This window comes from Catellatospora sp. IY07-71, assembly GCF_018326265.1.
In the GTDB taxonomy this organism is placed as follows: domain Bacteria; phylum Actinomycetota; class Actinomycetes; order Mycobacteriales; family Micromonosporaceae; genus Catellatospora.
Map to the genome: position 1 here is coordinate 1,696,799 of NZ_AP023360.1, position 25,827 is coordinate 1,722,625.

Below are 25,827 nucleotides of genomic sequence, written 5' to 3' on the forward strand. Positions count from 1 at the left end.
CCGCTGTTCCGGCAGCGTGACGGGAGCTTCGATCGTGGCGAGCGGGCGAGCGGGCGAGCGGTCGCGGCGTGGGCCTGCAGTTTCCCCGAAACTGCAGGCTGCGGCCCCGACCGGGGTGCAGTTTCGGGGAAACTGCAGGTGACCGCCCGGGAGCGCGGTCAGGCGGCGACCGGGAGTTCGTTGAGGGAGCCGGAGCGGAAGGGGGTGACCTCGACGGGGAGGTCGCCGAAGCCGGACTCGCGGATCAGGTTGCGGACCTCGACGTCGCGCTCGATCCAGAACAGGGCGTCCGCGTCGACCTCCACCCGCACGGACTCGCCGAGGTCGCGTACCCGCAGGTCGCGGTTGCCCAGACCGTTCAGGTGGCGGCGCAGGACCGCCTCGGCCCGCTCGACCCGGGCCAGCCGGGCCGGGGTGATGGTGATGCCGTACGCGATCCGGCTGGACAGGCAGGCCGCGGCCGGCTTGTCCCAGGTGCGCAGGCCCCAGTGCCGGGCGATGGCGCGCACCTCGTCCTTGGTGACGCCCAGGTCGGCCAGCGGGGTGCGGGCGCCGCGCTCGCGGGCGGCGGCGATGCCGGGGCGGAACCGGTCGCCCAGGTCGGTGGCGTTGGTGCCGGTGGCGATCGTGGCGTAGCCGTGCGCCGCCGCCGTCTCCCGGGCCGCCTCCAGCAGCGTGCTCTTGCAGAAGTAGCAGCGCTGCCGGCCGTTGGCCGCGTACTCCGGCAGGTCGAGCTCGCGGGTCGCCGGGGTGTGGTGGACGACGCCCAGCTCGGCGGCGATCCGGCGGATCTCGACCAGCTCGTCGCCGGGCAGTGAGGCCGAGACGGCGGTGAGCAGCCCGACGCGGTCCGGGCCGAGGGCGCGCACGGCCGCCGCCGCGACGACCGTCGAGTCGATGCCGCCCGAGGCCGCGACCAGGGTCCGCCCGTATTCGGCGATCTCCTGGACGAGCAGGTAGGCGAGTTCCTCCTCGGTGCGAATTCCGTTCATGCGAATCAGATCTCCCTCGCTGACGCATAGCCATGTATGGTTTGAGCATAAACTCAACAGACGAGGAAATCATCAGATGAAGCTGGGTTATGCGACGCTGGACGTCGAACGCCGGGCCCGCACCGGCGACGCGGAGGTCGTCTTCGGACACGGCAAGACGCCTGAACAGGTGGTCGGCGCGCTGCGCGGCCTGCATGCGGCCAATCCCGACGGACCGGTGCTCGCCACGCGGGTCGACGACGCGGGGCGCGAGCACTGCCGCCGCAACCTGCCGCGCGCGGTGATCGACGACATCGGACGGACGGTGGTGCTCGGCCCGCCGCGACCGTCCCGCGGCCGGGTCGCCGTGGTCAGCGCGGGCACCTGTGACCTGCCCGTGGTGCGCGAGTGCGCCACCACCATCGCCGTCTTCGGCTCCGCCGCCGATCAGATCGTCGATGTCGGGGTGGCGGGAATTCACCGCCTGTTCGACCAGCTCGACCGGATCAAGGCGGCCGACGTGGTCGTGGTCGTCGCCGGGATGGAGGCGGCGCTGCCGTCCGTGGTCGGCGGCCTGATCGGCACGCCGATCGTCGCGGTGCCGACCAGCGTCGGCTACGGCTGGCACCTGGAGGGCGTCACCGCCTGGCTGGCCATGGTGAACACCTGCGCACCCGGCATCACCACGGTGAACGTGGACAACGGCTTCGGCGCCGGGGTCGCCGCCGCCCGGATCGCGCGGGCGACCGCGAGGGCCGCCGCGTGAGGACGCTGTGGATCGACCCGGGCCAGGGCTGCGCGGGCGACATGCTGCTCGCGGCGCTGCTGGACGCGGGCGCGTCGCTCGACGCGGTGCGCAAGGGGCTCGCCTCGCTGCGCGTGGAGCCGGTCACCGTGGACCCGGTCCAGGTGCGCCGGCACGGCCTGCGGGCGACGTACGCCCAGGTCCAGGCCCCGGAGACGGAGACCGAGCGGCACCTGTCCGACGTGCTCGCCGTCATCGGCGCGGCCGAGCTGCCGCCCGCGGTGGCCGCCTTCGCCGTCGCGGTCTTCCAGCGGCTGGGCGAGGCCGAGGCGCGGGTGCACGGCGTCGCGGTCGAGCGGATCCACTTCCACGAGGTGGGCGCGCTCGACGCGATCGCCGACATCGTGGGCTGCGGGCTGGCGCTGCACGACCTGGACCTGCTGGGCGACGACGTGGTCCGGGTCGTCGGCCCGATCGCGCTGGGCTCGGGCACCGTGCGCGCGGCGCACGGGCTGATCCCGGTGCCGGTGCCCGCGGTGCTGGAGCTGGTCGCGGCCGCGAAGGCGCCGGTGGCCGAGCACCCCGCCCGGATGGAGCTGTGTACGCCGACGGGCGCCGCCCTGCTGGCCACCCTCGCCACCACCTGGGGCCCGCCACCGGCGGGCACCCCGGTCGCGGTGGGCGTCGGCGCGGGCACCCGTGATCCGCAGACCCACCCCAACGTGGTCCGCATCGTGCTCGGCGACGCGGCGGAGGTGGCCGCGCAGGACGGCGGCTGGCTGGACGCGCGGCTGCACCGGGTCGACGCGACCGTCGACGACCTGGACCCCCGGGTCTGGCCCACCCTGCTGGACCACCTGCGCGCGGTGGGCGCGGCGGACGCCTGGTGCACCCCCGCGCTCGGCCACAAGGGCCGCCCGGCGCACGTGCTCAGCGTGCTCGTCGACGCCGAGCGGCTGGACGCCTTGTGCCGGGCCGTCTTCGAGCACACCACCACGCTCGGCGTGCGGGTGTCCCGCGTGGAGCGGCGCAGCCTGCGCCGGGACCAGGTGCGGGTGCGGGTCGGCGCGGCCGAGGTCGGGCTGAAGCGCGGCTTCCTGGACGGGCGGGTGGTCACCGCGCAGCCGGAGTACGACGACGTCGTGGCTGCGGCCCGCGCGAACGGGCTGCCGGTGACCCGGGTGCTGGCCGCGCTGCACGGCTTCGCGGCCGCTCAGGGCATCGACGGCCTTGACCAGGCACTGCGTCCGGAATAGAATTCATCAAAAGAGGAGTTATTCTGTTCCGCGAACCCCCGGAGAGGGTGGATACCGTGCTCAAGCGGTTGGTCATCGGCGCGATCCTGGTCGGCGCCGTGTACACAGTGGTGCGCACGATCAGCGGCCGGCAGGAGGCCGCGGCGCCGCAGATCGAGGGCTGGCGCATCAAGGCGTTCGGGCCCGAGGGCGGTGGGCGATGAGGGTCATCGAGGACGTGGCGACCCTGCCGGACACGATCGGCGAGGTCTGGGGCCCGACCGACTGGCAGACCGTCGACCAGGACCGGGTGACGTCCTTCGCCGACGTCACCAACGACCACCAGTGGATCCACGTGGACACCGAGCGCGCCGCGGCGGACAGCCCGTTCGGCGGCACCATCGCGCACGGCGCGCTCACCCTGTCCCTCTGCACCGCGATGGTGGCCGACCTGGTGCGGGTGCGCAACGCCAAGAGCGTCATCAACCTGGGCTTCGACCGGGTCCGCTTCAGCGGCACCGTGCCCACCGGCTCGCGCCTGCGCGGCAGCGCCGAGGTGCGCGACGTGCGCCGCATCCCCGGCGGCTACCGGGTGGTGGCCCGCATGACGATGTCCTCGGACCGCAGCGTCCGCCCGGTCTGCGTGGCCGATCAGATCTTCGCCGTCTTCCCCGACGAGGCGGCCGCCTGACCCGCGCTCGGCGTCGAAGCTCCCACCTCGCGGCACGAGGTGGGAGCTTCGTCTATCAGGGCGACGAAGTGCGTGAATCGCGCATTCGCTCCACTTCGGACTAGATGTGGCACAGACTTGTTACACCCTCGCTGCGCTATGATGACGGCGGTGTCATCGTTGACGACCGGGATGAGGGTGTGCCCCATGGTTGCGCGAGTGCAGGCGGTGGCAGACGCCGGCGAGACGGCTCCCGGGGGGGTGCGCCAGGCGATCCTGGAGATGGCTCGCCGCGAGATCGCCGAGCACGGCTGCAGCGGCGCCAGCGTACGCAGCATCGCCCGGGCCGCCGAGGTCGATCCGCGGCTGGTCCGCCACTACTACGGATCCCGCGAGAACCTGCTCTGGAACGCGCTGTCCGGCGACCGCGACCCGCTCGAGCTGGCCGCACGGCTGCTGCGGCAGAGCGCGTCCACCATCGGCCGCCGGGCCGCGGCGGCAGTGTTCGCGCCGTGGGAGGACCCGGCCACCGCCGACCTGCAGCGGGCGCGGATGGCCGCGTCGCTGGAGGGCACGGAGGCGGTGGGCCGGCTGGAGTCGGAGTTCGTCAGCCAGCTGCTCGGGACCATCGCGGCGAGCGTCAGCCCCGACCGGCCGCGGCTGCGCGCCGCGCTCGCGGCGACGCACCTGACCGGAGCGACCGTCTGCCGCTACCTGGCCGGCGGCCCGCTGGCGGAGATGGACCTCGGTGAGCTGGTTCGGAGCACCGGGGCCGCGCTGCAGCGCCTGCTCACCGGGCCGCTGCCGGAGCAGGGCTAGAGGCGGCCGACCAGTAGCCGCTGGAACACCTCGCCGAGCAGCACCGCCGCCTGCTGGGGGTCGAGTGACGCGACCGGCTCCAGCCGGTACACGTAGCGCACCGTGGCCAGGCCGACCAGCTGCGCGCCGACCAGCGCCGCGCGCCGCTCCACCGAGGCCACGCCGAGCTGCCGGATCACCGGTGCCAGCACGCCCTCGCCGAGCAGGTCCCGCACCGCGTCCGCGGCCAGCGCGGAGGTGTGCACCGAGCGCAGCACGCCGCGCAGGCAGTCGTTGACCTCGGGCTGCGCCCAGTGCCGCAGGAACGCCGCGACCAGCCGCTCGCCGAGCTGCGCCCGGTCGCCGTCGATCTGCGCGGGCAGGTCGTCGCAGCGGAACGCCTGGCCGACGGCGGCTTCGAAGAGCCCGTCCTTGGTCAGGAAGAAGTGGTGGATCAGGGCGGTGTCCACACCGGCCGCGGTCGCGATGCCGCGGGTGGTGGTGCCCTGGTAGCCGTGTGTGCCGAACTCCCGCCGGGCGGCCGCCAGGACCGCCTGGTAGCTGGAGACCGGGCCGGGGCGGCGTCCCGTCTGCTTCGGCGCCGGGCCCTCGCCCCGCTGCTCGGACATCGCTCCTCCTCGTCCGGTAGATCCGACATCCATTGACGCTTGAAGATCTCTATGTAGAATGATCCGAATGCGGAAAGCGAAGGCGGTCCTCGGTAGCCTGGTGTTTCTCTGTGTCGCTCCGGGGACGGTGGTCGGTCTGCTGCCGTGGTGGATCAGCCACTGGCGACCGGGGCCGGCTGTGCCGGCTCAGGGCCTGCTCACCGCGGTGGGCTGGGTCCTCATCGTCGTCGGCGTGGCTACCCTACTGCACTCCTTCCTGCGCTTCATCGTCGAAGGGCTCGGCACGCCGGCCCCGGTCGCCGAGACCGAGCACCTGGTCGTCGGCGGGCTCTACCGCTTCGTCCGCAACCCGATGTACGTCGCGGTGGACATGGCCATCCTGGGCCAGGCGGCGGTGCTGCGCAGCACCTCGCTGCTGGTCTACTGGGTCGTGGTCTCGCTGGGCCAGGCGGCCTTCGTGCACTTCTACGAGGAGCCCCGGCTGCTCGCGCGCTACGGCGAGTCCTACGCGGAGTACCGGCGCACGGTGCCGGCCTGGTTTCCGCGGTGGGGCCGCCGCGAGCGGTCGGCGGCCGACGAGAGCGCGAGCTGAGCTCATAGCAGGTCGGTGGCGCAGGACGAGACCGGCCGCAGCCGGGCCAGCGGCAGCTCGGAGCGGGTGAACGCGGCCCGGGTGGTCACCGTCATCTCGGCCGGGGTGCCCTCGATCGTGATGGACAGCTCGCCCCGCGCGTCGTCCTCGCCGCCGGGCATGCCCCAGATGGTGACCGTGCGCTGCGAGACGCCCTCGGGCAGGTCGAAGCGCACCATCCGGACGTCCGGCCGGCTCCGGTCGCTGCGCCCGCCCAGCGTGGTCAGCTCCATGGACGCGTCGCCCTGCCCGCCACCGCCGCCGGTCTGCACGTACGTGAGCACGCCGCCGGTGCCGAGGTAGGAGATCTGCAGTGTCAGCGCGTGCCATACGTGCTGCGCTCCCAGCGGGAGCATGCTCGCGGTGACGAGCAGGCCGTCGGGCTCGAAGTGGACGATGCTGGCTCCGTTGCAGCACAGGCGGACCGCGTTCATGGTGGAGGGGACCCTTCCATCGATCGATGGCCGTAGCTCGACCCGTTACACAGTAGGTCCATTTAAGACCTTCGCGGGATGTCCGATCGGCCAAAGAGCGGATATGCGACGGTCGCCGGGGAGGGCACCCATGGGGGGCAACCAGGAGCGCCTCCCCGGCGTACCGGGCCTCAGCCCTTGACCCCGACGAGCTCCGGCGCGGGGGCCGCGCTGTGCTCTCCGGCGCCGTGCCCGTGGCCGTGCCCCTGCGGGCGCGACCGTGGGATGAAGAGGGCCACGAGCAGACCGACGGCCAGTGCCACCGCGGCGACCTCGTGTGCCGCGACCAGGCCGTCGACGAACGACTGCGGGCTGCTGAAGCCGCCGTACTCGGCGAACATCACACCCGCGACCGCCACGCCGAGCACCGTGCCGACCTGGCGCACCGCGTTGGTGACGCCGGAGGCGACGCCGTCGAGGTTCGCCGGCGCGAAGTTGATCGCCAGCGCGGCCACGGCCGGCATGAACAGGCCCAGGCCGAAGCCGGCCAGGATGAACGGCGGCACCAGGTCGCCGTAGGGCAGGTCCGGCGTCGCGATGAGGCCGATCCAGCCGATGCCGGCCGACAGCAGCGCGAGACCGAGCACGACCAGCGGCTTGCCGCCGATCTTGTCGCTGAGCCGGCCCGACAGCGGGGCGGCGATCAGCGGCATCGCGGTCATCGGCAGGGTGCGCACCCCGGCCTCCAGCGGCGAGTACCCCATGATGGTCTGCAGGTACTGCGCGCCGAGGAAGACGGCGGCGAACGCGCCGAACGGCATGATCATGGCGATCACCGTGGTCAGTGTGAACCCGCGGCTGCGGAACAGGCTCGGCAGCACCATCGGCGCCGCCGCGTGCCGCTCCCAGAAGGCGAAGGCGAGCACCAGCACGCCGCCGCCGATCAGGCCGGTCAGGATGGTCGGGTCGTCCCAGCCCAGCTCGGCGCCGCGGATGAGGCCGTACACGACGCCGAACAGGCCGACCGTGATGAGCAGCGTGCCCAGCGGGTCCAGGCGGCCCGCGCCGCCCCGGCTCTCCCGCACCAGCGGCATGATCAGCAGCAGCAGCACGCCGATCGGGACGTTGATCCAGAAGATCCACTGCCAGGACAGCGCCTCGGTGATGGAGCCGCCGACGACCGGGCCGAGCGCGATGCCCAGGCCGACCATCGCGCCCCACAGGCCGAACGCGTGCCCGCGCTTCTCCGCCGGCACGACGCTGGCCAGCAGCGTCATGGTCAGCGGCATGATGATCGCGGCGCCGAAGCCCTGCAGCGCGCGCGAGCCGGCCAGCGTGCCGAGGTTCGGCGCGGCGGCGGCGAGGGCGGAGGCTCCGGTGAAGATCACCAGGCCCACGCCGAGCAGCAGGCGGCGGCCGAACCGGTCGCCCAGCGCCGCGCCGACCAGCAGGAACACGGCGAACGTCAGCGTGTAGGAGTTGACGATCCATTCCAGGCCGGACATGCCGACGTTCAGGTGACGCTGCATCTCCGGCAGAGCGGTCGTCACCACCAGCGTGTCGACGGCCACCATGAAGACGCCGACGAGTGCCGCAACCCAGGTCCAGGCGGCGCTGGGTTGCCTCCTTCCAGTTTCCACGTGACTACTCCCATCGGTCCGTGGCGATGGCTTCGACCGAAGTCATCGAGTGACGAAATCATCGTACGTTCAATTAGGCCGGTCGGTCCAGCGTGATCCATGCCAAAGGGTCGATATGGCAGGGCTCACCCCGCTCTGCGCAGCCGGGCGACCGGCCCGGCCAGGTACATCTCCATCACCGGTCCCGCCGCGGCGGCCGCCCGGTCCACCGGCAGGCTCGCCAGCGGCTCGGAACGCAGCACGTACCGCACGATCGCCAGGCCGATGAGCTGCGCGCCGATCAGGGCGGCGCGCTCGGCGGCACGGTCCGCGCCCGCCTCGGCCAGCGCCGCCGTCAGGTGCTGGTCCAGGCAGTCCCGCATCAGCCCCGCCGCGACCGGGCTGGACGGCACCGAGCGCAGCACCGCGAGCAGCCGGGGCCGCACCTCGGGCCGTTCCCAGTGCGCCAGGAACAGCGCGACCAGGGCCTCTCCCACCGGCGTCAGCGGCTCGCGAAGCAGCTCGGCAAGGCCGGGCGGCACCGCCGCGCCGTCCACTGCGGCGGTGAACAGCCCCTCCTTCGACCGGTAGAAGTGGTGCACCAGGGCGGCGTCCACGTCGGCGCGGGCCGCGATGCCCCGCACCGTGACCGAGTCCAGCCCGGACTCCGCGAACATGGCCAGCGCGGTGTCGAGGATGCGGTCGGCGGTGTGGTGGGCGCCGGGGCGCCGGCCCGGCCGCCGCCACCCCGGGACGGCGGGCGGGTCGGACACGGCCTGCCCCTGCGCGGTCACGGCAGGACCCCGGCCGGCCGCAGCGAGCCGGCCGCGGGCGCGGCGATGCGGGCCAGCAGGTCCAGCGCCACGTCGCCCACCGCGGCCAATCCCGCGCCCTCGTCGCGCACCTCGACCTGCACCTCGCCGGGCTCGCCCGCGTCCGGCCGCACCAGGATCCGGGCCGGCAGTGCGACGCCGTCCAGGTGCAGCGTGCCGCGGTAGGTGCCGGGCGTGGGCAGCGCCGCGTACGGGTCCACCCGCACCGTGAGCCGCCCCCGGCCCGCCGACGGCCGCCCGGCCCGGCCGGCCACCCCGGTCACCCGGTGCGGCCTGCCCAGCACCTCACGAGCGCCGGTCAGGTCGCCCGCCGCGATCAGGCCCCGGGCCAGCGTCGAGGAGTACGCCGCACCGGCATACCCCCCGGCCGCCTGCAGCTCCAGCACCTCGACCGAGAAGCCGTGGATGATGCCCATCGCCGCCAGGTCGTCGACCCCGCCCGCCGCGAAGCGGCCGAACCGGAAGTCGGCCCCCTCCACGACGAGGCTCGCGTTCAGGCCGTCGACCAGCACCGACTGCACGAAGTCGCCCGGCGCCAGCGCCGCGAACCGCTCCGTGAACGGCTGCGTGACCAGGTAGTCCACGCCCAGCCCGGCGATGAGCCGGGCCCGTTCCGCCGGGGTGGTGAGCTGCGCGGGCGCCTGGTCGGCGCGGACCACCGCGCGCGGGTGCCGGTCGAAGGTGTACACCACGACCGGCAGGCCCAGGCTGCGGCCACGGGCCACGGCCAGCCGGAGTACCGCCTGGTGGCCGCGGTGCACGCCGTCGAACGAGCCGATCGTGACCACGCAGCCCGTCCAGCCCTCCGGCGGCCGTGCCGCCGACTGCCAGTGCTCCATGGCCGCTCACCGCTCCGGGACGGTGATCGCGAGGTCCACCTCGAGCACCGCCACCGGCGCCTCCGCCGGGAAGTCGTGCGGCCAGCCCGCGGGCACCCGCCGCCCCGGGTACGGCGTGCCGCACCAGGTGGTGATCGCGGCGGCGGTCTCGGCCGCCCGGTCCGCGTCGTCCACGGTCGTCGTCGACCACGCCACGTGGCCGTCGGGCCGGATCAGCACCGCGCTCGCCGCGCCCCACGGGCCGGGCGCGACGATGCGGCCCGCCACCGGCGTGACCAGCTCGCCCCAGTCGGCGGTGTCCGCCGGCTCGGTGCCGCGCAGCTCCAGGTGCACGAAGGTGCCGTTGCGCAGCAGCTCGTGCACCTGCACCGGGACGCCGCCGACGGTGTGCAGGGTCAGCCCCGGCGTCCGGCTGCCGGCCAGCGATCCCTCACCGGGACCGTCGACGTAGGAGGTGCTCAGGCCGGCGATGCGCGCGGCGACCGCCCGCTGCACCCGGGGGCTGCGCAGCACGCTGCCGGTGACGAGCTGGCGCATGCCGCGCACCCGCGACGACGCGCTGGTGACCATCTGGGTGGCACGCTCGGTCATCCGGATGGTGGCCGCCGCGACCGGCCGCCGCTCGACCTCGTACGAGTCCAGCAGGCCGGGGGGCGCCCAGCCGGCGATCTCCGCGGCCAGCTTCCAGCCCAGGTTGAACGCGTCGTGGATGCCGAGGTTCATGCCCTGGCCGCCGAGCGGCGAGTGCAGGTGCGCGGCGTCGCCGGCGATCAGCACCCGGCCCACCCGGTAGCGGTCGGCCAGCCGCTCGTGCACCTTGAACCGGGCCAGCCAGCGCGGCGAGTGCAGGCCCGCGTCGTACCCGACGATGCGGGCGAAAGTCTGCTGCAGCACCTCCATGGTCAGCGGCTCGTCGCTCCACGGCTGCGACCGGTCCAGGCAGGCCAGCCGGTACCACCCGTCGCCGTAGGCGATGCTGACGCCGACCGCGCCCGGGGCGGGGGTCAGCCGGACCTTCTCCAGGGGCGCCTTGGCCAGCCGCACGTCGGCCAGCATCGCCGCGTACTGGTGGGTGCTGCCGCCGAAGTCGATGCCGAGCTGCTCGCGCACCACGCTGTGCGAGCCGTCGCAGCCCACCAGGTACGCGCAGCGCTCCTGCCGCTGCACGCCGTCGGTGCGCAGGACGACGGTCACCCCGGTCTCGTCCTGGGTGAACTCGACCACCTCGGTGCGCCGGACGATCTCGACGCCCAGCTCGCGGGCGCGGGTCTCCAGGATCTCCTCGATCACGCTCTGCGGGATGACGTTGAGGTACGCGTATCGCGAGGGCAGCGCGGACAGCTCGACGGAGCCGCCGGTGCTCAGCGTGATCCGGTCGGCCGGGTTGCCGAACTCGGCGAAGGTCTCGGCCAGGCCCCGCGAGTCGAACAGCTCCATGCTGCCCGGGTAGAGGCCCATGGCCCGCGACTCCTTGGTGCGCCAGGCGCGCCGCTCGATCACGCGCGTGGGCACCCCGGACAGGGCCAGCTCGCACGCGAGCGTCAGGCCGACCGGTCCCGCGCCGACGATGATGACCTGCTGTGACAGTCCGTTGGACATCTCGACCTCCGTAGCCGTTCTCAACGTGTCCGGCGCGACCGGGACCGCGCCGGCGGGGTGGACTGGGGTGCGGGCTCCGGCGCGGGCAGGTAGCCGCTGTCCCGGAGCCAGCCCAGGTAGGTGTGCAGCAGCTCGGCGTCCAGCGGCGGGCAGCTGATGCCGGTGCCGGCCAGCGCGGCCTCGGCGTGCGCGGTGCCGTAGTCGATGGCCTCCTCGCCGCCGACCACGAACTCCTCGACCACGCCCATCACCGCGTGCAGCTCGTTGGGGCGGTTGCCGTACGAGTCGCGCAGCACCGACCACCAGCGCTCGACCGGCACCACCTCGACCGGCCAGCCGTGCTCGCGGATGATCCGGATCAGGTCGAGGAAGCGCATCTTCACCGGGTTGATCAGGTGATACGTGTCGCCGAAGGACTGCTTGCCCAGGGCGATCGCGACCATGGCCCGCGCCGTGTAGTCGACCGGCGTCATCTCGATGTCGATGTCGATGTCCGGGGCCAGGCCGAGCTGCACGCAGCCCTTGATGACCCGGGTGGTGAAGTGCGTGGTCAGGCAGGCGCCGGTGCGCGAGTCGCCGAGCACCCGGCCCAGCCGGTGCACGTCCACCGGCAGGCCCCGCTCGCGGGCCTGCTCGACCAGCCGCTCGGCCGCCCACTTCGTCTGGACATAGCCGGTGACCAGGCGGCCGGCCGTGCTGATCGGCTCGTCCTCGGCGATCGCGTGGCGGCCCTCGGCGGGCACGCCCCAGATGCCGTACGTGGACACGTGGTGCACCGGGATCGTCCGGCCCCCGTGCACCGCCAGGCGCAGCAGCTCCTCGGTGCCGGTCAGGTTCGCCGCGCGCAGCTGGTCGTAGGTGTAGCTGAAGTGCACCCAGGCGCCCGCGTGGAAGATCCCGTCGCAGTCCGCCGCCAGCGCCGCGAACCGCTCCGCACCCAGCCCGAGCAGCGGCTGCGCCAGGTCGCCCGGCACGATCACCACCCGGCTGCCGGCGTCCGCCCGCCACGGCAGGTAGTGCTCGACGTTGGCCCGGACCCGGGCCAGCCCTTCGGCCGGATCGTCGCAGCGCACCAGCGCGTGCACCGTCGCGTCCGTGCGGGCGAGCAGCTCGTCCAGCAGGTACGCCCCGATGAAGCCGGTCGCGCCGGTGAGCAGCAGGTGGCGCGGCTGCTCGGCGACCGTGACCGGAGACTGCGGCACGATCGCCGGGTCGAGCCGGACGTCGCCGTCGATCCAGGCCGGATCGGTCTGGTCCGCCCGGTCACCGGCCACGCCGGCCTCGGCCGGGGCGTCGTCGCCCCAGTGCGCCCGGGCGAACTCGTCGCGGACCAGCACCGCCCAGTCGGTGACCGTGGGGTGCTCGAACAGCGCGCTGGCCTTGACGCTCACCCGCAGCTCGCGCTTGAGGGCCCGGACCACCTCCATCGCCATCAGCGAGTCCAGCCCGCAGCGCACGATGTCGTCGTCCGGCCCGATCGCGGTGCCGCCGAGCACCCCCGCCAGCACGTCCTCCAGCAACGGGGTGATCAGATCACGCGCGGCGTCGGCCGCGTCGGGCGCGCCCGCCAGCGCCGCCAGGTCGGCGTACGCGCCGCGCTCGCCGGAGTCCGCCTCGTCGTCGTCGACGTGCACCGTACGCAGCACCGGCCGGTCGGTGCGCGCCTCCATCACCGACTTGTAGACCGACCAGTCCGCGGCGCAGACCACCGCGGTCGGGCGGTCGCTCGCCAGCAGCGGCCCGAGCAGGCGCAGCGACTGCGCCGCGTCCAGCGAGCGCAGCCCGGTGGCGTGCAGGAACGCCATCACCTCGGCGTCGAACAGCGCCGACGGCAGGTCCCACGGCCCCCACGCGACGGTCAGGGCGGGCAGCCCCTGCCCCTTGCGCAGGTGCGCCAGCCCGTCCAGGAACGCGTTGCCCGCCGAGTAGCTGGCCAGGTGCTGCGAGCCCCAGGTCGCGGCGACCGACGAGAACGACAGGAACAGCTCCAGCTCGGTCGAGGCTCCGCTGAGCTGGTGCAGCAGCGAGCCGCCGATCACCTTCGGGGCCCAGACCGCGCGATACTCCGCCGGGGTGACGTCGCGGACGAACGCCGGGCCGGAGACGCCCGCGGCGTGCACGATGCCGCGCAGCGGCAGCCGGTCCTCGGCCAGTTCGGTGAACAGCCGCGCCATGCCGGTGTCGTCGACCACGTCGACGGCGGCCGTGGTCACCTGCGCGCCCAGCCGTTCCAGCCGCCGGACCAGGTCCACCCGGGCCCGGTCCGCCTCGGTCAGCTCGCCGTCCCAGGTCTCCCGGGCGGGCAGCGGGGAGCGCGCGGACAGCACGATCCGTCCCGCACCGGCCACCGCCAGCCAGACCGCGATCTCCTGGCCGATGCCGCCGAAGCCGCCGGTGATCAGGTAGCTGCCGTCGGCCCGGACGGGCGGCTCGCGATCGGCCTCGCCGGGGTGCAGCGGGCGCGACACCAGGCGGGCCACCAGCGCGTTCGTACCGCGTACCGCCTGCTGGTCCTCGGCCGCGGTGCGGCCCAGCGCCTCGATCAGCCGGCCGCACTCGCCGCGCCGGTCGTGCGGGTCCAGGTCGATCGCGCCCGCCCAGCGCTCCGGATGCTCCAGCGCCACCACCCGGCCCAGGCCCCACAGGGTCTGGCTCACCGCGTCCACCTCGGACCCTTCGAACCCGGTCGCCGCCGCGCCTCGGGTGACCAGGACCAGCCGGACCCCCGGCAGGCTCTCCCCGAGCACCTGCACCAGCGCGGTGACCAGCAGGTCGGAGACGGCCAGGTGCTCGTGCAGGCCGCGGGCGTCGGTGTGGCTGAGCCGGGGCGCGGCAAGTCCGGTGAGCAGCACGATCCGGGACGGCGCGGCCGTCGTGGCGGCCCACGCGGCGAGCAGCTCGCGCAGCGCGTCCAGGTCGGGCTCGCAGTCCGGGCCGACGCCCCGCACCGGGGGCGCGGCGACGACCGCCTGGGCGCCACGGGCGCGCAGCTCCTCGGCGAGCTGGTCGGCGAAGGCCAGCTCGGTGGCGAGCAGCAGGTGCCCGGCACCGGCCACGGGTGCCGGGGCCGGGGTGGCGGGCGGCAGCGGCTGCCAGACCAGGTCGTAGAGCAGGCTCGCCGGGTCCTGCCAGGCGGTGCGGACCAGCCCGGCGGGCGGCGGGGCGGGCACGGCGACGGTCGCCGCGCCGCCGATCCAGGCCCCGCCCTCGGCGTACAGGCGCACGCTGCCGGTGACGGCCCCGGCCGCGTCGCGGCTGCCGGTGGCGTACACGTAGCGCACCCGGGCCGGGTCGGCGCAGACCAGCCCGCCCAGCCGGGTTCCGTCCACGGGCATGGCGCCCTCGGTCCGGCCCGCGGCCCAGTGCACCGCGGCCAGGGTGGCGTCGACGACCCGGGCGGCGGTGATGTCCGCGGCCGGATCCAGCGCGAACAGCACACCGTCGCCCTCGCGGCGCACGTGCGCGACGACGTCGCAGTCCAGCACCCGGCGCGCGTTGGCCGCCGCCGCCGCGTCGAAGTCGTGGGTGACCAGGCGGTCCGCCTCGATCGCCATGTGCTGCTCGGCGGTGGGCCGGGTGCGCACCACGGCCTCGGCCAGCAGCCGCCACGGCGCGCCCGCGGACTCGCCCGCCGGGTCGGCCGCGTGTACCTCGCACCGCACCCCGGCCTCGTCCACCCGGGACAGCGTCACCTGCGCGCCCCGGGCCAGCTCGGCCGCGCCGAGCTGCGCGTGCACCACCAGCTCCGCCAGCACGGTGCAGCGGCGGCCGTACCCGTCGCGGGCCAGCTCCAGGGCGAGGCCGGCCAGCGAGCCGAGCGGCAGCGCCACGTCCGTGCCGTCGGCCGAGGGCCGCAGCTGGTAGACGGGGTGCGCGCCGGGCACGCGCAGCACGGTGACCGGGTCGGTGAGCACCGTCTCGCCGACGGGCGCCGCGGCCACGGCCGCCACCGGCACCGCCTCGCGGAACCAGTACGACTCCCCGTGCCACGGCGTGGTCGGCAGCGCCACCCGCCGCACGTCCCGGCCGGCGTGCACCGCGGCCCAGTCGATCGCGGCACCGCGCAGGTGCAGCGTGGCCAGGGCGCGGGGCAGCTGCTGCCGGTCGCCGCCGCGGCGCAGCGAGGCGGTGAACACGGCCTGCTCGTCGTCCACGCAGCGCGCGCCGAGCGTGGACAGCACCGGCTGCGGCCCCAGCTCCAGGAACGTGCGGAAGCCGTCGGCGTGCAGCGTGCGTACGCCGTCGAGGAAGCGCACCGCGCCCAGCGCGTGGTCGATCCAGTACTGCGGGCCCGCGTCGGCCGGGGTCCACCAGGTGCCGGTGACGTTGGAGACGATCGGCAGCCGGGGCGCGTGGAAGGTCAGCCCGTCCAGCACCCGGCGGAACTCGTCCACCATCGGCCGCATCAGCGGCGAGTGGAACGCGTGCGAGACGGTGAGCAGGGTGCCCGCGATGCCCTCGGCGGCCATCGCCTGCTGCACCGCCGCCACGTCGTCCGCCGCCCCCGCGACGACCACGTCGTTCGGGCTGTTCACCGCGGCCAGCGAAACGGTGTCCGGATAGGACGCGATGAACCGGCGCGCGGTCTGCTCGTCGCAGCGCACGGCGAGCATCACGCCGCCCGCGGGCAGTGCGGACATCAGCCGGGCCCGCGCCACCACCAGCCGGGCCGCGTCGGGCAGCGAGAGCACCCCGGCGACGACCGCGGCGGTGATCTCACCGATGCTGTGCCCGGCCACCGCGGCGGGCTTCAGGCCCCACGAGCGCCACAGCGCCGACAGCGCGTACTCGATCGCGAACAGCGCGGGCTGGGTGTAGCGGGTGTCGTCCAGCGGGGTGGGCGTGCCCGCGGCGGGCCAGACCACCTCGCGCAGCGGCTGGTCCAGCCCCTCGTCGAGCAGCGCCGCCACCTCGTCGAACGCGGCCTTGAAGGCGGGCTCGGCGAGCAGGCCCGCGGCCATCCCGGCGTACTGCGAGCCCTGGCCGGTGAACAGCCAGGCCGTCTTACGGTGCTTGTGCGCGGGCAGGTTCGCCTCGACGATCCGGGTGTCGCGGGCGCCGCGGGCGTACGCGGCCAGCGCGTCGGCGACGCCGTCCACGCCGTCCGCCACCACGGCCAGCCCCTCCGGCTGGCGGCTGCGGCCGACCTGGGTGGTGAAGGCGACGTCGCGCAGCGCCAGGCCGGGCTCGCGGCGCAGGTGCCGGGCGAACCGGTCGGCCAGCTCGGTCAGCGACTGCCCGCTGCGGGCGTGCAGGAACACGGTCTCGAACGCGGCCTCGGCTCCCGCCCGGTCCGCCGCCGGGGCGGGGCCGGAGGTGAGCACGGCGTGGGCGTTGGTGCCGCTGACGCCGAAGCTGCTCACGGCGGACACCCGGTGCTCGCCCCGGGACGGCCAGTCCTGGTGCGACGCGGTCACCCGGACGTTCAGCCGGTCCCAGTCGATGTTCGGGTTGGGCTGGGTGAAGTGCAGGTGGGGCGGGATCTCGCCGTGCCGCATGGCCAGCACGATCTTGATCAGGCCGGCGATGCCGGCGGCCGACTCCAGGTGCCCGATGTTGGTCTTGGCCGAGCCGACCAGCAGCGGGTCCTCGCCCGCCCGGTCCGCGGCCAGCACGTCGTGCAGCGCGCGCAGCTCGATCGGGTCGCCCAGGGAGGTGCCTGTGCCGTGCGCCTCGACGTAGTCCACCCGGTCCGGCGCGATCCGGGCCTGGGCCAGCGCCCGCTCGACCACGTCGCGCTGGGCCGTCGGGTTCGGCACGGTCATGCCGCTGGAGCGGCCGTCGTGGTTGATCGCCGAGCCGTTGACGAAGGCGAGGATGGTGTCGCCGTCGGCCAGCGCCTCGCTCGCCCGCTTCAGCACGATCACCCCGGCGCCCTCGCCGCGGGCGTACCCGTCGGCCGAGGCGTCGAAGGTCTTGCAGCGCCCGTCCGGCGCGAGCGCGCCGAACTTGCTCATCAGCACGAAGCCGTACGGCGCGAGCATCAGGTTGACCCCGCCGGCCAGGGCCAGGTCGCACTCGCCGGAGCGCAGCGCCTGGCACGCCTCGTGCACCGCGACCAGCGACGACGAGCAGGCGGTGTCGATCACCTGGCTCGGCCCGCGCAGGCCGAGGGTGTACGAGATCCGCCCGGCCAGGAAGCTCGGCTCGCCGACCAGCTGGTACGCGTCGATGTCGGCCGGGTCGCCCACCTGCTGGCGCAGCCGCACGTAGTCCGTCGTGGACACGCCCAGGTAGACGCCGGTGCGAGTGCCCTCCAGCCGGTCCGGGGCATACCCGGCGCGCTCCAGCGCCTCCCAGGTCACCTCCAGGGTGAGCCGGTGCTGCGGGTCCATGCCCACCGCCTCGCGCGGCGAGATGCCGAACACGGCCGGTTCGAAGCGGTCGATCCGGCCGAGGAAGCCGCCGCGCATGGTGTGCGCCTTGCCGGGCGCGTTCGGGTCCGGATCGAAGTACGCCGCGGCGTCGGCGCGCTCGGCGGGGAACTCCCCGGTCGCGTCGACGCCGTTGCGCAGCAGCTGCCAGAACTCGTCCGGCTCGGTGACGCCGCCGGGCAGCCGGCAGCCCATGCCGATGACGGCGATGGGCTCGGCGGTCTGCGGCTCGGCGAGCCGGGCCTGCAGCTCCTCGATGGTGCGCAGGGCCTCCACGAGGTGTGGCCGATAGTCGATGTCGGTCATTTCTGCCCTTTCTCGTCCAGCAGGCGGCGGGCTCCGCTCAGCGCCAGGGCCAGTCGGGTCATCAGGTCGTCGTCCGACGCCTCGTCGAGGCCGTCCGACTCGGCGGCCGCGACCGGGCCGGGCACGGACGGCGCGGTGCGCGCGGGAGCGGCGGGCACCGCTGCGGCGGGACCGGGCCGCGGACCCGGCACACCGCCGATCTGTTCGAGCACGTGCGCGGACAGCGCCCGGCTCGTCGGATACTCGAAGGTCAGGGTGGGGGTGAGCGCGCAGCCGAACTCCCGCTCGACCGTGCTGCGCAGCGCCATCGACATCACCGAGTCCATGCCGAGCTCGAAGAAGCCGACGTCCGGGGCGACGTCCGTGTCGCCCAGCGCCTCGGCCACCGCCGCGCAGACCACCGCCAGCACCCGGTCCAGGCGCTGGTCGGCGTCGAGGGCGAGCACCTCGGCGGCGCGGGGCGCGGCGGCGGGAGCGCCGGTCGCGCCGTCGGCGGCCATCGCCGCGGCCACCGAGCGCCGGGCGGCGGCGCCGTACGCCCGCACGAACGCGGGCTCGGCGATCACCGCCCGGTCCACGTGCGCCACTCCGGACCGCAGCAGCAGGCCGAAGGCCTCGCGCAGGTCGGCCGCGTCGGCCGGGGTCACCCCGCTCACCGCCATACCGGCGGCGTCGCGTACCGACAGGTCGCCGGTGTCCGCGCGGGGCATCCACCGCAGCAGCTGGGCCGGGGCCCCCGCGGCGCGGCGGGCGGCGGCGAGCGCCAGCAGGGCGCCCTCCGCCGCCGCCCGCCCCGCCGCGCCCACCGCGCCGAAGTGCGCCGCCGCCGAGCCGGTGACGACGAACATCGGGGTCGTGGTGCCGCGCGTCGCGGCGTCGAGCTCCGCCGCGATGCGGTAACGGTCCAGGTCGGCGGCGGCCTCCGCCGGGTCGAACTCGGCCAGCGCGCGCAGCGGCGCGGGCTGCGGCAGGTGCACCACCCCGCCGACGGGCAGCTCGGCCAGCGCCCCGCCGATGCCGATCGGCGGCACGATCCGCACCTCGACGCCCTCCTCGGTCAGCCGGGTGACCTGGGCCGTGTCGGCCGTCGCGGTCACCGCGGCCAGGCGGCGCATGCCGTGCTCGCGCAGCCAGCCGACGAAGGTCTCGTTGCGCGGGTCGAGGCCGTCGGTGACCACGTACCAGCGTTCGGGGTCGAGCCGGAGCGCTGGCAGCGGGCCGCGCAGCGCGCCGAGGTGCTCCAGGCGGGGCGCGTGCCAGCCGCCCGCGGTGTGCGCCAGCTCGTCTTCGGGCAGCTCCGGCGCGGTCAGCGCGAGCGCGGCCTCGGCGGCGCCGGTGGCGGGCACGTCGACGAGCAGCCCCCACGCGGTGCCGATCTCGGTCGCCACGACCCGCGCGGTCGCCGCGGCGGCGGCCGGGCCGGGCCGAGGCACGTTACTCGCGGCGTCGCTCGCGCCGCTGGTCACCACGGACAGCCGGGCACCGGTGGCGACCGCCTCGCGGCCCGCCGCGACCAGTGCGGCGGTCACGTCGGCCGCGGGCTCCTCGCCGCCGGTCACCAGCACGATCCGGCCGGCCCGGCCCTCGGTGATCTCGGCACCGCGCGCGGCCAGGGCCGCCGCGACCGCGACCGCCAGGTCCTCGGCGGCCGGGGAGGCCGGCCGCACCGCCCAGGTCCCCGTCGCCGCACCGGCGGGCACGTCCACCCGCTCCCACCGGGTCCGGTAGCCCGAGGCGGTCCAGCGCGCCGCCTCCTCGGGGCTGACCAGCGTCTGCGCGGTCCGCACGAAGCGCATCCCGCGCAGTGCGCACAGGATCGCGCCGTCCTGGCCGTACGCCGCTGCGTCGACAGTGCCGTCGGCGGCCACCACCGCCTGGACCAGCACCCGGTCGGGGAAGGCGACATGCCAGTCGACGCCGTCCAGACTGGACAGCTCGACCGGGTGACCGCCCAGCGCCTCGGCGGCCGCCGCCAGCAGCGCAGCGACCGCATCCGGCGCGAGCAGCAGCCCACCGGCAGGACGAATGTCCACCGGGCGGCCGGCTGCGACACCGGCGGTCGCGGTCGTCGCAGCGGAGTGAACATCCGGTCCGTTCGTGGCCGGCCCGGTGGCGCGACCGGCTCCGCCGGAGTCGGCGTGGTCGCCGGCATGGCCGAGCCCGATGCCGCCGTCGGCCCTGCCAGACCGGGTAACGGGCCCGGCGTGCAGGCGGGCCGCGGGGCGGGAGCCGTCGGCGGGTTGCAGCGTCACGGCGAACCCGTCTTCGTCGGCGTGCAGCCGCAGCTGGGGGCCGGTCGAACCGGAACACAGGCGGCCGGACAGGTCCGCCCCGGCCAGGCCGGTCAGGGTCAGTGGCCCGCCGCCGAGCGCGTCGCGGGCCGCGGCCAGCGCCGTCTCGGCCAGGTCGAGCACCGTGGCGGTGCCGTCCGGGGCGGCGAGCGGGCCGCGTACCCCGTGGTAGCGCACGTCCGGCTGGTCGGCGGGGACGAACGCCGGGGCCAGGTGCGGGTGCGGCCCGCCGTGCCCGGCGACCTTCGGGTCGTCGGCCAGCAGCACCGGCACGTCTATCCAGTGCCGCCGCCGCTGCCACGGGTAGCGGGGCAGCGAGACGACCCGGCCGCGCGGCGTGACCTGCGCGAGGTCCAGCCGCGCGCCGTGCACGAAGAGCTGGGCCACGGCGTCGGCGAACGATCGGGGGACGGGATCGCCGCCGAGCGCCGTGACCAGCTGGGGGGCGTGCCCGGCGAGCTCGTTCGCCGCCGGGCCGCCGGTGACCGCCACCGCGAGCACCGGCCCGGACCTGGCCAGCGCCGACGCGGTGGCGGGTGACCACGCGTCGGAGCCGTACCAGGGGGCCAGCGGGTCGCCGGTGCGCGCGGTCGCGGAGGTGGAGTCGAACAGGACGGCGGCGGTGCCGCGCGCGGTCGGGGTGGCCCGGCCCGCCGCGAACCGGATGCCGTCGGCCAGGTCCAGCGCGCCGCCGCACACCGCGGCCGCCACCTCGCCCAGACCCCGGCCCACGTGCACGTCGGGGCATACGCCCTGGGCCTGCCACAGCCGGGCCAGCGCGACCTGCACGGCCAGCGCGGCTACCCGGTCCCCGGCGACACCGCCGCGCAGCTTGGCCCGCAGGTCCTGGCCGAGCTGGGCGGCGATCTCCGCCGCGCACTCGTCGAGCGCGGCCGCGAACACCGGCTCCCGCTCAGCAAGGGCGAGCCAGTCCAGGTCGGGCAGGGTCGCGCCGTACACGAACGCGGTGCGCGGCTGCGTCCCGGCGGGCACCACGCCCGCGTACGGCGGCGCGGCGAGCGCCTCGGCCAGCTCGGCGGCGGTGCGCCCGACGACGGCCCGGCGGTGCTCGTGATGCGCCCGGCGGAAGGCGGTGTACGCGAGGTCGCGCAGCCCGCTCTCGTCCAGCCCGGACACGTGCGCCCGCAGCCGGCCGAGCGCGTCGGCGGCCACCGCCTCGCCCGCGCCGGACACCGGCAGCACGTAGTAGCGCCCCGCGTTCGCCGGGGCGGCGGGCGCTTCGGCCGGGGCCTCGCCGAGCACGACGTGGGCGTTGGTGCCGGTGAAGCCGAACGCGCTGACCCCGGCCAGCCGGGGCCGCTCGCCCGCGGGCCACGCCGTGCCCGCCGCGCTCACCCGCAGCGGCAGCCGGTCCCACGCCACCTGCCCGGTCGGGTCGGTGAAGTGCAGGTGGGGCGGGATCTGCGCGTGCCGCAGCGCGAGCACCGTCTTGAGCAGACCGGCGATGCCGGCGGCCGCCTCCAGGTGGCCGATGTTCGTCTTCGCCGAGCCGACCAGCAGCGGCCGGGCCGGGTCACGCCCGGTGCCGTACGCCGCGGCCAGCGCGCGCAGCTCGATGCCGTCGCCGAGCCGGGTGCCGGTGCCGTGCGCCTCGACGTAGCCGACCGCGCCGGGCTCGACCCCGCCGCGCTCCAGCGCGGTCCGGATGACCTCGGTCTGCGCCTCGGCGCTGGGCACGGTGAGCCCGCCGCTGGCCCCGTTGTGGTTGACCGCGCTGCCGCGGATCACCGCGTACACCCGGTCCCCGTCGGCCAGTGCCCGGCTCAGCTTCTTGAGCACCACCGCGCCCGCGCCCTCGCCCCGGCCGTAGCCGTCGGCGGCCGCGTCGAACGTCTTGCACCGCCCGTCGGCCGACAGCGCCCCGCCGGCCGACATCGCCAGGTACACGGTCGGCGTGGCCATGGCGTTGGCGCCGCCCGCGACGGCCAGTTCGCACTCGCCGGAGCGGATGCTCTGGCAGGCCAGGTGGACGGCGGTGAGCGAGGCCGAGCAGGCCGTGTCCACGGTCAGGCTGGGCCCGCGCAGGCCGAGGAAGTACGACAGCCGCCCGGACGTGCCCGAGAACGAGTTGCCGGTGCCGTAGTAGAGGTCGACGTTGTCGGTGTGCCGGGTGACCAGCTGCTGGTAGTCGGTGGTGTTGAGCCCGGCGAACACCCCGGCCCGCCCGGCGGCGCCGCCGCGCGGGTCGACGGCCGCGTCGTCGAGCGCCTCCCAGGCCACCTCCAGGAAGATCCGCTGCTGCGGGTCCATGCTGCGGGCCTCCCGGGCGGACACCCGGAAGAACTGGTGGTCGAAGGTGTCGATGCGGTCCAGGAACGACCCGCGCGCGGTGGCGACGGTGCCCGGGGCCTGGTCGGCGGAGAGCAGCTCGGCCGCGGGCCAGCGATCGGCGGGCACCTCGCGGGTGGCGTCCACGCCGTCGCGCAGCACCCGCCAGTAGCCGTCCGGCCCCTCGTCGCCCCCGGGGAAGCGGGCGCCGATGCCGATGATCGCGATGGCGTCGTCGTCCGGATCCGGGGCCGGTGCGGTGGGTGGGGCGGCCGCGGCGACCCCCACCGCCGCGGCCGCCTGCGGCTCTGCCGGGCCCACAGCCTGCGGGAAGGGCACCGCGGCCGCCGTCTCCGGGACCTGCTCGGCAGGAGCCGCCGCCGGCGGCACCGCCACCGCCGGGGTAATGGTGAGTACGAGATCCGTCAGCTGGTCGAGGCTCGGGTGGTCGAGCAGCTCGCCGGGTCCGAGGTCGACGCGGTAGCGGCCGCTCACCTCGCGGGCGAACCGGCCCAGCGTGAAGGAGTCCATACCCAGGTCGAAGAAGCCCTGCGCGCGCGGCAGCCGCCGCTCCGGGTCGTGCCCGAGCAGGACGGCCGCCATCCGGGTCAGCTCGACCGCGACGTCCTCCCGCGACAGCGCGGGCAGCCCGTCCGGTATGCCGACAGCCGCCACTGCGGCAGGCGCCGCTCCGGAGACCGGTGTGCGGGGCGAGGGGATCCGAGCATCAGGCAGCGTCGCCGAAGCAGCCGCTGGCACGGCCTCTCCCGGCACGACTGTGCTCGGCTGCCCGGCGATGTCCGGCCGCCCTGTGGGAGCCGGTCCCTGCCCGGTCGCGCTCGGCTGCGCGGCCGGGGTCGCGCACTGGCTGGTCGCGGTCGCCGAGGTCGGATCCTGCGGGCCCGCGACCTGAGCGCCCTGGGCTCCTGCGGGCACTCCGGCCAGCCAGAACCGTCGGCCCGCCAGCTCGGTCGGCGGCAGCGGGGTGAACGTGCGTGGCGGGGTGAACACCCGGTCCCACTCCACCGGCGCGCCGGTGACGTACAGCGCGGCGAGGGTGTCGGCGATCGCAGCCACGGCGTCGGGCGCATGGTTGAGTGCCGCGTAGGCCCGGCTGGTGCGCTTTCGGTGCCTGGCCGCCTCGACCAGCTGCGCCGCGAGCACCGGCCCGGGGCCCAGTTCGAGGAAGTGCACCGCGCGCTTGCCCAGGAACTCGTCGACGGCGGGCCACAGCCAGTCCGGGCCGAGCACCTGCGCGATCCGGTCCGCGTCGTTGACGTGGTCGGCGGGCAGTCCCAGCATCGGGACGGCGGGCGCGCGCACGGTGAGCCCGGCGGCCAGCTCGCCCGCCTCGGCCGAGCCGGGGCGCAGGTCGAACGCGCTGAGCGGCCGCGCCGGACCGCTGGTGATCCCGGCGGCGCGCAGCGCCGCGGCCGCCTGGCGGACGGCGCGGGCCGATCCGGCGAGCACGACGGCGGCGGGGCCGGTCACGTCGAGCACGCGCACCCCGGCGATGTCGCTGACGGCCGCGGTGACGTCGTCCACCGAGCCGTCGGCGGTGATCAGCCGGTCGGCGGCGGCGGCGGGCCGCGCGGCGGCGCGCAGCGCGAGCCGCATCGCGTCGGCGGTGTCCAGCACACCCGAGGCGGCGGCGGCCGCGATCCGGCCCGGCCCGTGGCCGAGCACCGCGACCGGTGGCAGGCCCCACGACGCCCACAGCCGGGACAGCGCGAGCTGCACGGCGACCAGCACCGGCAGGTTGATCTCCGGCCGCCGGGACCAGGCGGCGTTGCTGCGGCCCAGCTCGGTCAGCAGCGACCAGCCCGCCTCGGCCGCGATCACGGCGGCGCACTCGTCGAGCGCCTCGCGGAACACCGGCTGCGTGCGGTAGAGCCCGAGGCCCATCCGCGGATGCGCGGCCGCGCCGGAGAAGACGTGCACGAACGGCAGCGGCCGGGCGTCGGTGGTGTCTCCGGCGCGGACCGCGGGGTGCTCGGCGCCGAGGGCGTACGCGTCCAGCGCGGCCCGCGCCTCGGCGGCGCACGCGGCGCGCACCGCGATCCGCCCGGCGAAGTGGGTACGCCGCACCGCGGCCGTGGCGAACAGGTCACCGGCGTCCGGCGCGTCCGGCGCGGCCAGCGCGGCGCTCAGCTCGGCCACGTGCCGCGCAAGCCGGACCTGGTCCGGGGCGGACAGCAGCAGCAGCGGCATCGCCGCGGCCGGGCGGCCCTTGCGCGCCACGGGACGGCGCGGCACCCCGGCCCCGAGCGCGGGCGGCGAGGCGAGGATGAGGTGCGCGTTGCTGCCGGACAGGCCGAACGCGCTGACCCCGGCGTAGAGCGGGCCGTCGGCGGCGGCCAGCGGCGTGGCCTCGGTGGCCACGGTGAGGCCGGAGGCGCGCAGGTCGTCGATCGGCCGGTCCAGCTTGATCTGCGGCGGCACCTCCCGGTGCCGCACGATCAGCATGGCCTTGAGCAGGCCGAGGATGCCCGCGGCGGAGTCCAGGTGGCCGAAGTTGGCCTTGATCGACCCGATCGGCAGCGGCGCGTCCGGGTCGCGGCCCGCGCCCAGCACGGCGGCCAGCGCGGCGACCTCGATCGGGTCGCCGAGCGGGGTGCCGGTGGCGTGCGCCTCCACGTAGGACAGGTCGCGCGGCTCCAGCTTCGCGGCGCGCAGCGCCTGGGCCAGCACCGCCTGCTGCGCCTCGGGGTTGGGGGCGGTGAGCCCGGCGCTGCGGCCGTCGTGGTTGGTGGCGCTGCCCGCGATGACGCCGAGGATGCGGTCGCCGTCGGCGATGGCGTCCGCCGTGCGCTTGAGCACGACCATGGCGGCGCCCTCGCCGCGCACGACACCGTCGGCGGTCACGTCGAAGGGGCGGCAGGTGCCGCTGGGCGACAGCGCGCGCACCTTGCTCATGAACACGCTCAGCTCGGGGGCGAGCAGCAGGTTGACCCCGCCGGCCAGGGCGGTGTCGCACTCGCCGGCCCGCAGCGCCTGGCAGGCCAGGTGCACCGCGATGAGCGAGGAGGAGCAGGCGGCGTTGACCATCATGCTCGGGCCGTGCAGGCCGAACACGTAGCCGATGCGCCCGGCCGCGAAGCTGAACTCCTTGCCGCTGGCGTAGTACGGGTTGATGCTGCCGATGCCCGCGGTCTTGCTGTGCAGCAGCGTGTAGTCCATGGCCAGGATGCCGGCGTAGACGCCGGTCCGGCTGCCGGACCACTTCTCGCGCGGTCGTCCGGAGTCCTCCATGGCAGCCCACGCCGTCTCCAGCAGCAGCCGCTGCTGCGGGTCGATCTCACCGGCCTCCAGCGGGGAGATGCCGAAGAAGTCCGCGTCGAACGTCTCCACATCGGAGAGGAAGGAACCGCGCGGGCAGTAGCTCGTGCCGGGCGCGTCCGGGTCGGGGCTGTGGAACTCGGCGCCCCAGCGCTCGGGCGGCACCGCCGCGGTGGTGTCCACCCCCTGGCTGAGCACCTCCCAGAGCCCGTCGAGGTCGGTGACCCCACCGGGCAGGCGGCAACCGACGCCCACCACGGCGATGTCGCCGACCGGTCCGGCATCGCGCTGTCGAGTCTCCATACG

At 75.4% G+C, this 25,827-nt stretch carries 15 protein-coding genes; 6 read left to right on the plus strand and 9 right to left on the minus strand.

Annotated features, from left to right (window positions below; all coding sequences use genetic code 11):
- Positions 1–158: 158 nt before the first annotated feature.
- A complete protein-coding gene (gene larE / locus CS0771_RS07780; RefSeq protein WP_212840392.1) occupies positions 159–992 on the minus strand; it encodes an ATP-dependent sacrificial sulfur transferase LarE in 834 nt (277 codons plus the stop codon).
- Between the two features lie 76 nt (positions 993–1,068).
- Here larE and larB point away from each other — a divergent pair, with 76 nt between their 5' ends.
- The 5 genes from larB (at position 1,069) to CS0771_RS07805 (ending at position 4,440) form a co-directional block, all read left to right on the plus strand.
- Complete coding sequence (gene larB, locus CS0771_RS07785) at positions 1,069–1,737, plus strand: nickel pincer cofactor biosynthesis protein LarB (RefSeq protein WP_212840393.1); 669 nt, start codon at positions 1,069–1,071, stop codon at positions 1,735–1,737.
- Entirely contained in the window at positions 1,734–2,972 is a 1,239-nt protein-coding gene (gene larC, locus CS0771_RS07790) for a nickel pincer cofactor biosynthesis protein LarC (RefSeq protein ID WP_212840394.1), read from the plus strand. Before larB ends, larC begins: the two co-directional genes overlap by 4 nt.
- Positions 2,973–3,028: 56 nt before the next feature.
- On the plus strand, positions 3,029–3,175 hold the full coding sequence (locus CS0771_RS07795) for a hypothetical protein (protein WP_203750837.1): 147 nt from the start codon (positions 3,029–3,031) through the stop codon (positions 3,173–3,175).
- Complete coding sequence (locus CS0771_RS07800) at positions 3,172–3,642, plus strand: MaoC family dehydratase (protein WP_203750838.1); 471 nt, start codon at positions 3,172–3,174, stop codon at positions 3,640–3,642. Before CS0771_RS07795 ends, CS0771_RS07800 begins: the two co-directional genes overlap by 4 nt.
- Positions 3,643–3,828: 186 nt before the next feature.
- Positions 3,829–4,440 carry a TetR family transcriptional regulator gene (locus CS0771_RS07805; protein WP_212840395.1) on the plus strand — a complete coding sequence of 204 codons (612 nt, stop codon included), beginning with the start codon at positions 3,829–3,831 and terminating at the stop codon, positions 4,438–4,440.
- On the opposite strand, the gene CS0771_RS07810 is transcribed toward CS0771_RS07805, so the two are convergent.
- Complete coding sequence (locus CS0771_RS07810) at positions 4,437–5,048, minus strand: TetR family transcriptional regulator (protein ID WP_203750842.1); 612 nt, start codon at positions 5,046–5,048, stop codon at positions 4,437–4,439. The two genes, CS0771_RS07805 and CS0771_RS07810, sit on opposite strands and share 4 nt — an antisense overlap.
- 67 nt (positions 5,049–5,115) lie before the next feature.
- Here CS0771_RS07810 and CS0771_RS07815 point away from each other — a divergent pair, with 67 nt between their 5' ends.
- Complete coding sequence (locus CS0771_RS07815) at positions 5,116–5,640, plus strand: isoprenylcysteine carboxylmethyltransferase family protein (protein WP_212840396.1); 525 nt, start codon at positions 5,116–5,118, stop codon at positions 5,638–5,640.
- 2 nt (positions 5,641–5,642) lie between these two features.
- Here CS0771_RS07815 and CS0771_RS07820 read toward each other — a convergent pair whose 3' ends face one another.
- From CS0771_RS07820 to CS0771_RS07850, 7 genes are all read right to left on the minus strand, one after another.
- Positions 5,643–6,113, minus strand: a complete 471-nt coding sequence (locus CS0771_RS07820) for a hypothetical protein (protein ID WP_212840397.1) — start codon at positions 6,111–6,113, stop codon at positions 5,643–5,645.
- Between the two features lie 170 nt (positions 6,114–6,283).
- The gene (locus CS0771_RS07825; protein ID WP_212840398.1) at positions 6,284–7,732 is read right to left on the minus strand and encodes a DHA2 family efflux MFS transporter permease subunit; all 1,449 of its coding nucleotides are present in this window, start codon (positions 7,730–7,732) and stop codon (positions 6,284–6,286) included.
- A 125-nt stretch (positions 7,733–7,857) separates the two neighbouring features.
- On the minus strand, positions 7,858–8,505 hold the full coding sequence (locus CS0771_RS07830) for a TetR family transcriptional regulator (protein ID WP_212840399.1): 648 nt from the start codon (positions 8,503–8,505) through the stop codon (positions 7,858–7,860).
- Positions 8,502–9,383, minus strand: a complete 882-nt coding sequence (locus tag CS0771_RS07835) for a bifunctional riboflavin kinase/FAD synthetase (protein WP_212840400.1) — start codon at positions 9,381–9,383, stop codon at positions 8,502–8,504. The genes CS0771_RS07830 and CS0771_RS07835 overlap by 4 nt, the downstream gene beginning before the upstream one ends.
- Positions 9,384–9,389: 6 nt before the next feature.
- On the minus strand, positions 9,390–10,982 hold the full coding sequence (locus tag CS0771_RS07840) for an FAD-dependent monooxygenase (protein ID WP_212840401.1): 1,593 nt from the start codon (positions 10,980–10,982) through the stop codon (positions 9,390–9,392).
- A 20-nt stretch (positions 10,983–11,002) separates the two neighbouring features.
- On the minus strand, positions 11,003–17,662 hold the full coding sequence (locus CS0771_RS07845) for a type I polyketide synthase (protein ID WP_212840402.1): 6,660 nt from the start codon (positions 17,660–17,662) through the stop codon (positions 11,003–11,005).
- Positions 17,659–25,824 (minus strand): type I polyketide synthase, encoded by an 8,166-nt coding sequence (locus tag CS0771_RS07850; protein WP_212840403.1) that lies wholly within the window; start codon positions 25,822–25,824, stop codon positions 17,659–17,661. Before CS0771_RS07850 ends, CS0771_RS07845 begins: the two co-directional genes overlap by 4 nt.
- Between the last annotated feature and the right edge of the window lie 3 nt (positions 25,825–25,827).

What these genes read in the sequence shown, in the direction of transcription:
- larB (WP_212840393.1), top strand. Translation starts at nt 1,069, where the DNA reads ATGAAGCTGGGTTATGCGACGCTGGACGTCGAACGCCGGGCCCGCACC.
- CS0771_RS07840 (WP_212840401.1), bottom strand. Translation starts at nt 10,982, where the DNA reads ATGTCCAACGGACTGTCACAGCAGGTCATCATCGTCGGCGCGGGACCG.
- larE (WP_212840392.1), bottom strand. Translation starts at nt 992, where the DNA reads ATGAACGGAATTCGCACCGAGGAGGAACTCGCCTACCTGCTCGTCCAG.
- CS0771_RS07805 (WP_212840395.1), top strand. Translation starts at nt 3,829, where the DNA reads ATGGTTGCGCGAGTGCAGGCGGTGGCAGACGCCGGCGAGACGGCTCCC.
- CS0771_RS07820 (WP_212840397.1), bottom strand. Translation starts at nt 6,113, where the DNA reads ATGAACGCGGTCCGCCTGTGCTGCAACGGAGCCAGCATCGTCCACTTC.
- CS0771_RS07815 (WP_212840396.1), top strand. Translation starts at nt 5,116, where the DNA reads ATGCGGAAAGCGAAGGCGGTCCTCGGTAGCCTGGTGTTTCTCTGTGTC.
- CS0771_RS07835 (WP_212840400.1), bottom strand. Translation starts at nt 9,383, where the DNA reads ATGGAGCACTGGCAGTCGGCGGCACGGCCGCCGGAGGGCTGGACGGGC.
- CS0771_RS07845 (WP_212840402.1), bottom strand. Translation starts at nt 17,662, where the DNA reads ATGACCGACATCGACTATCGGCCACACCTCGTGGAGGCCCTGCGCACC.
- CS0771_RS07810 (WP_203750842.1), bottom strand. Translation starts at nt 5,048, where the DNA reads ATGTCCGAGCAGCGGGGCGAGGGCCCGGCGCCGAAGCAGACGGGACGC.
- CS0771_RS07850 (WP_212840403.1), bottom strand. Translation starts at nt 25,824, where the DNA reads ATGGAGACTCGACAGCGCGATGCCGGACCGGTCGGCGACATCGCCGTG.
- CS0771_RS07800 (WP_203750838.1), top strand. Translation starts at nt 3,172, where the DNA reads ATGAGGGTCATCGAGGACGTGGCGACCCTGCCGGACACGATCGGCGAG.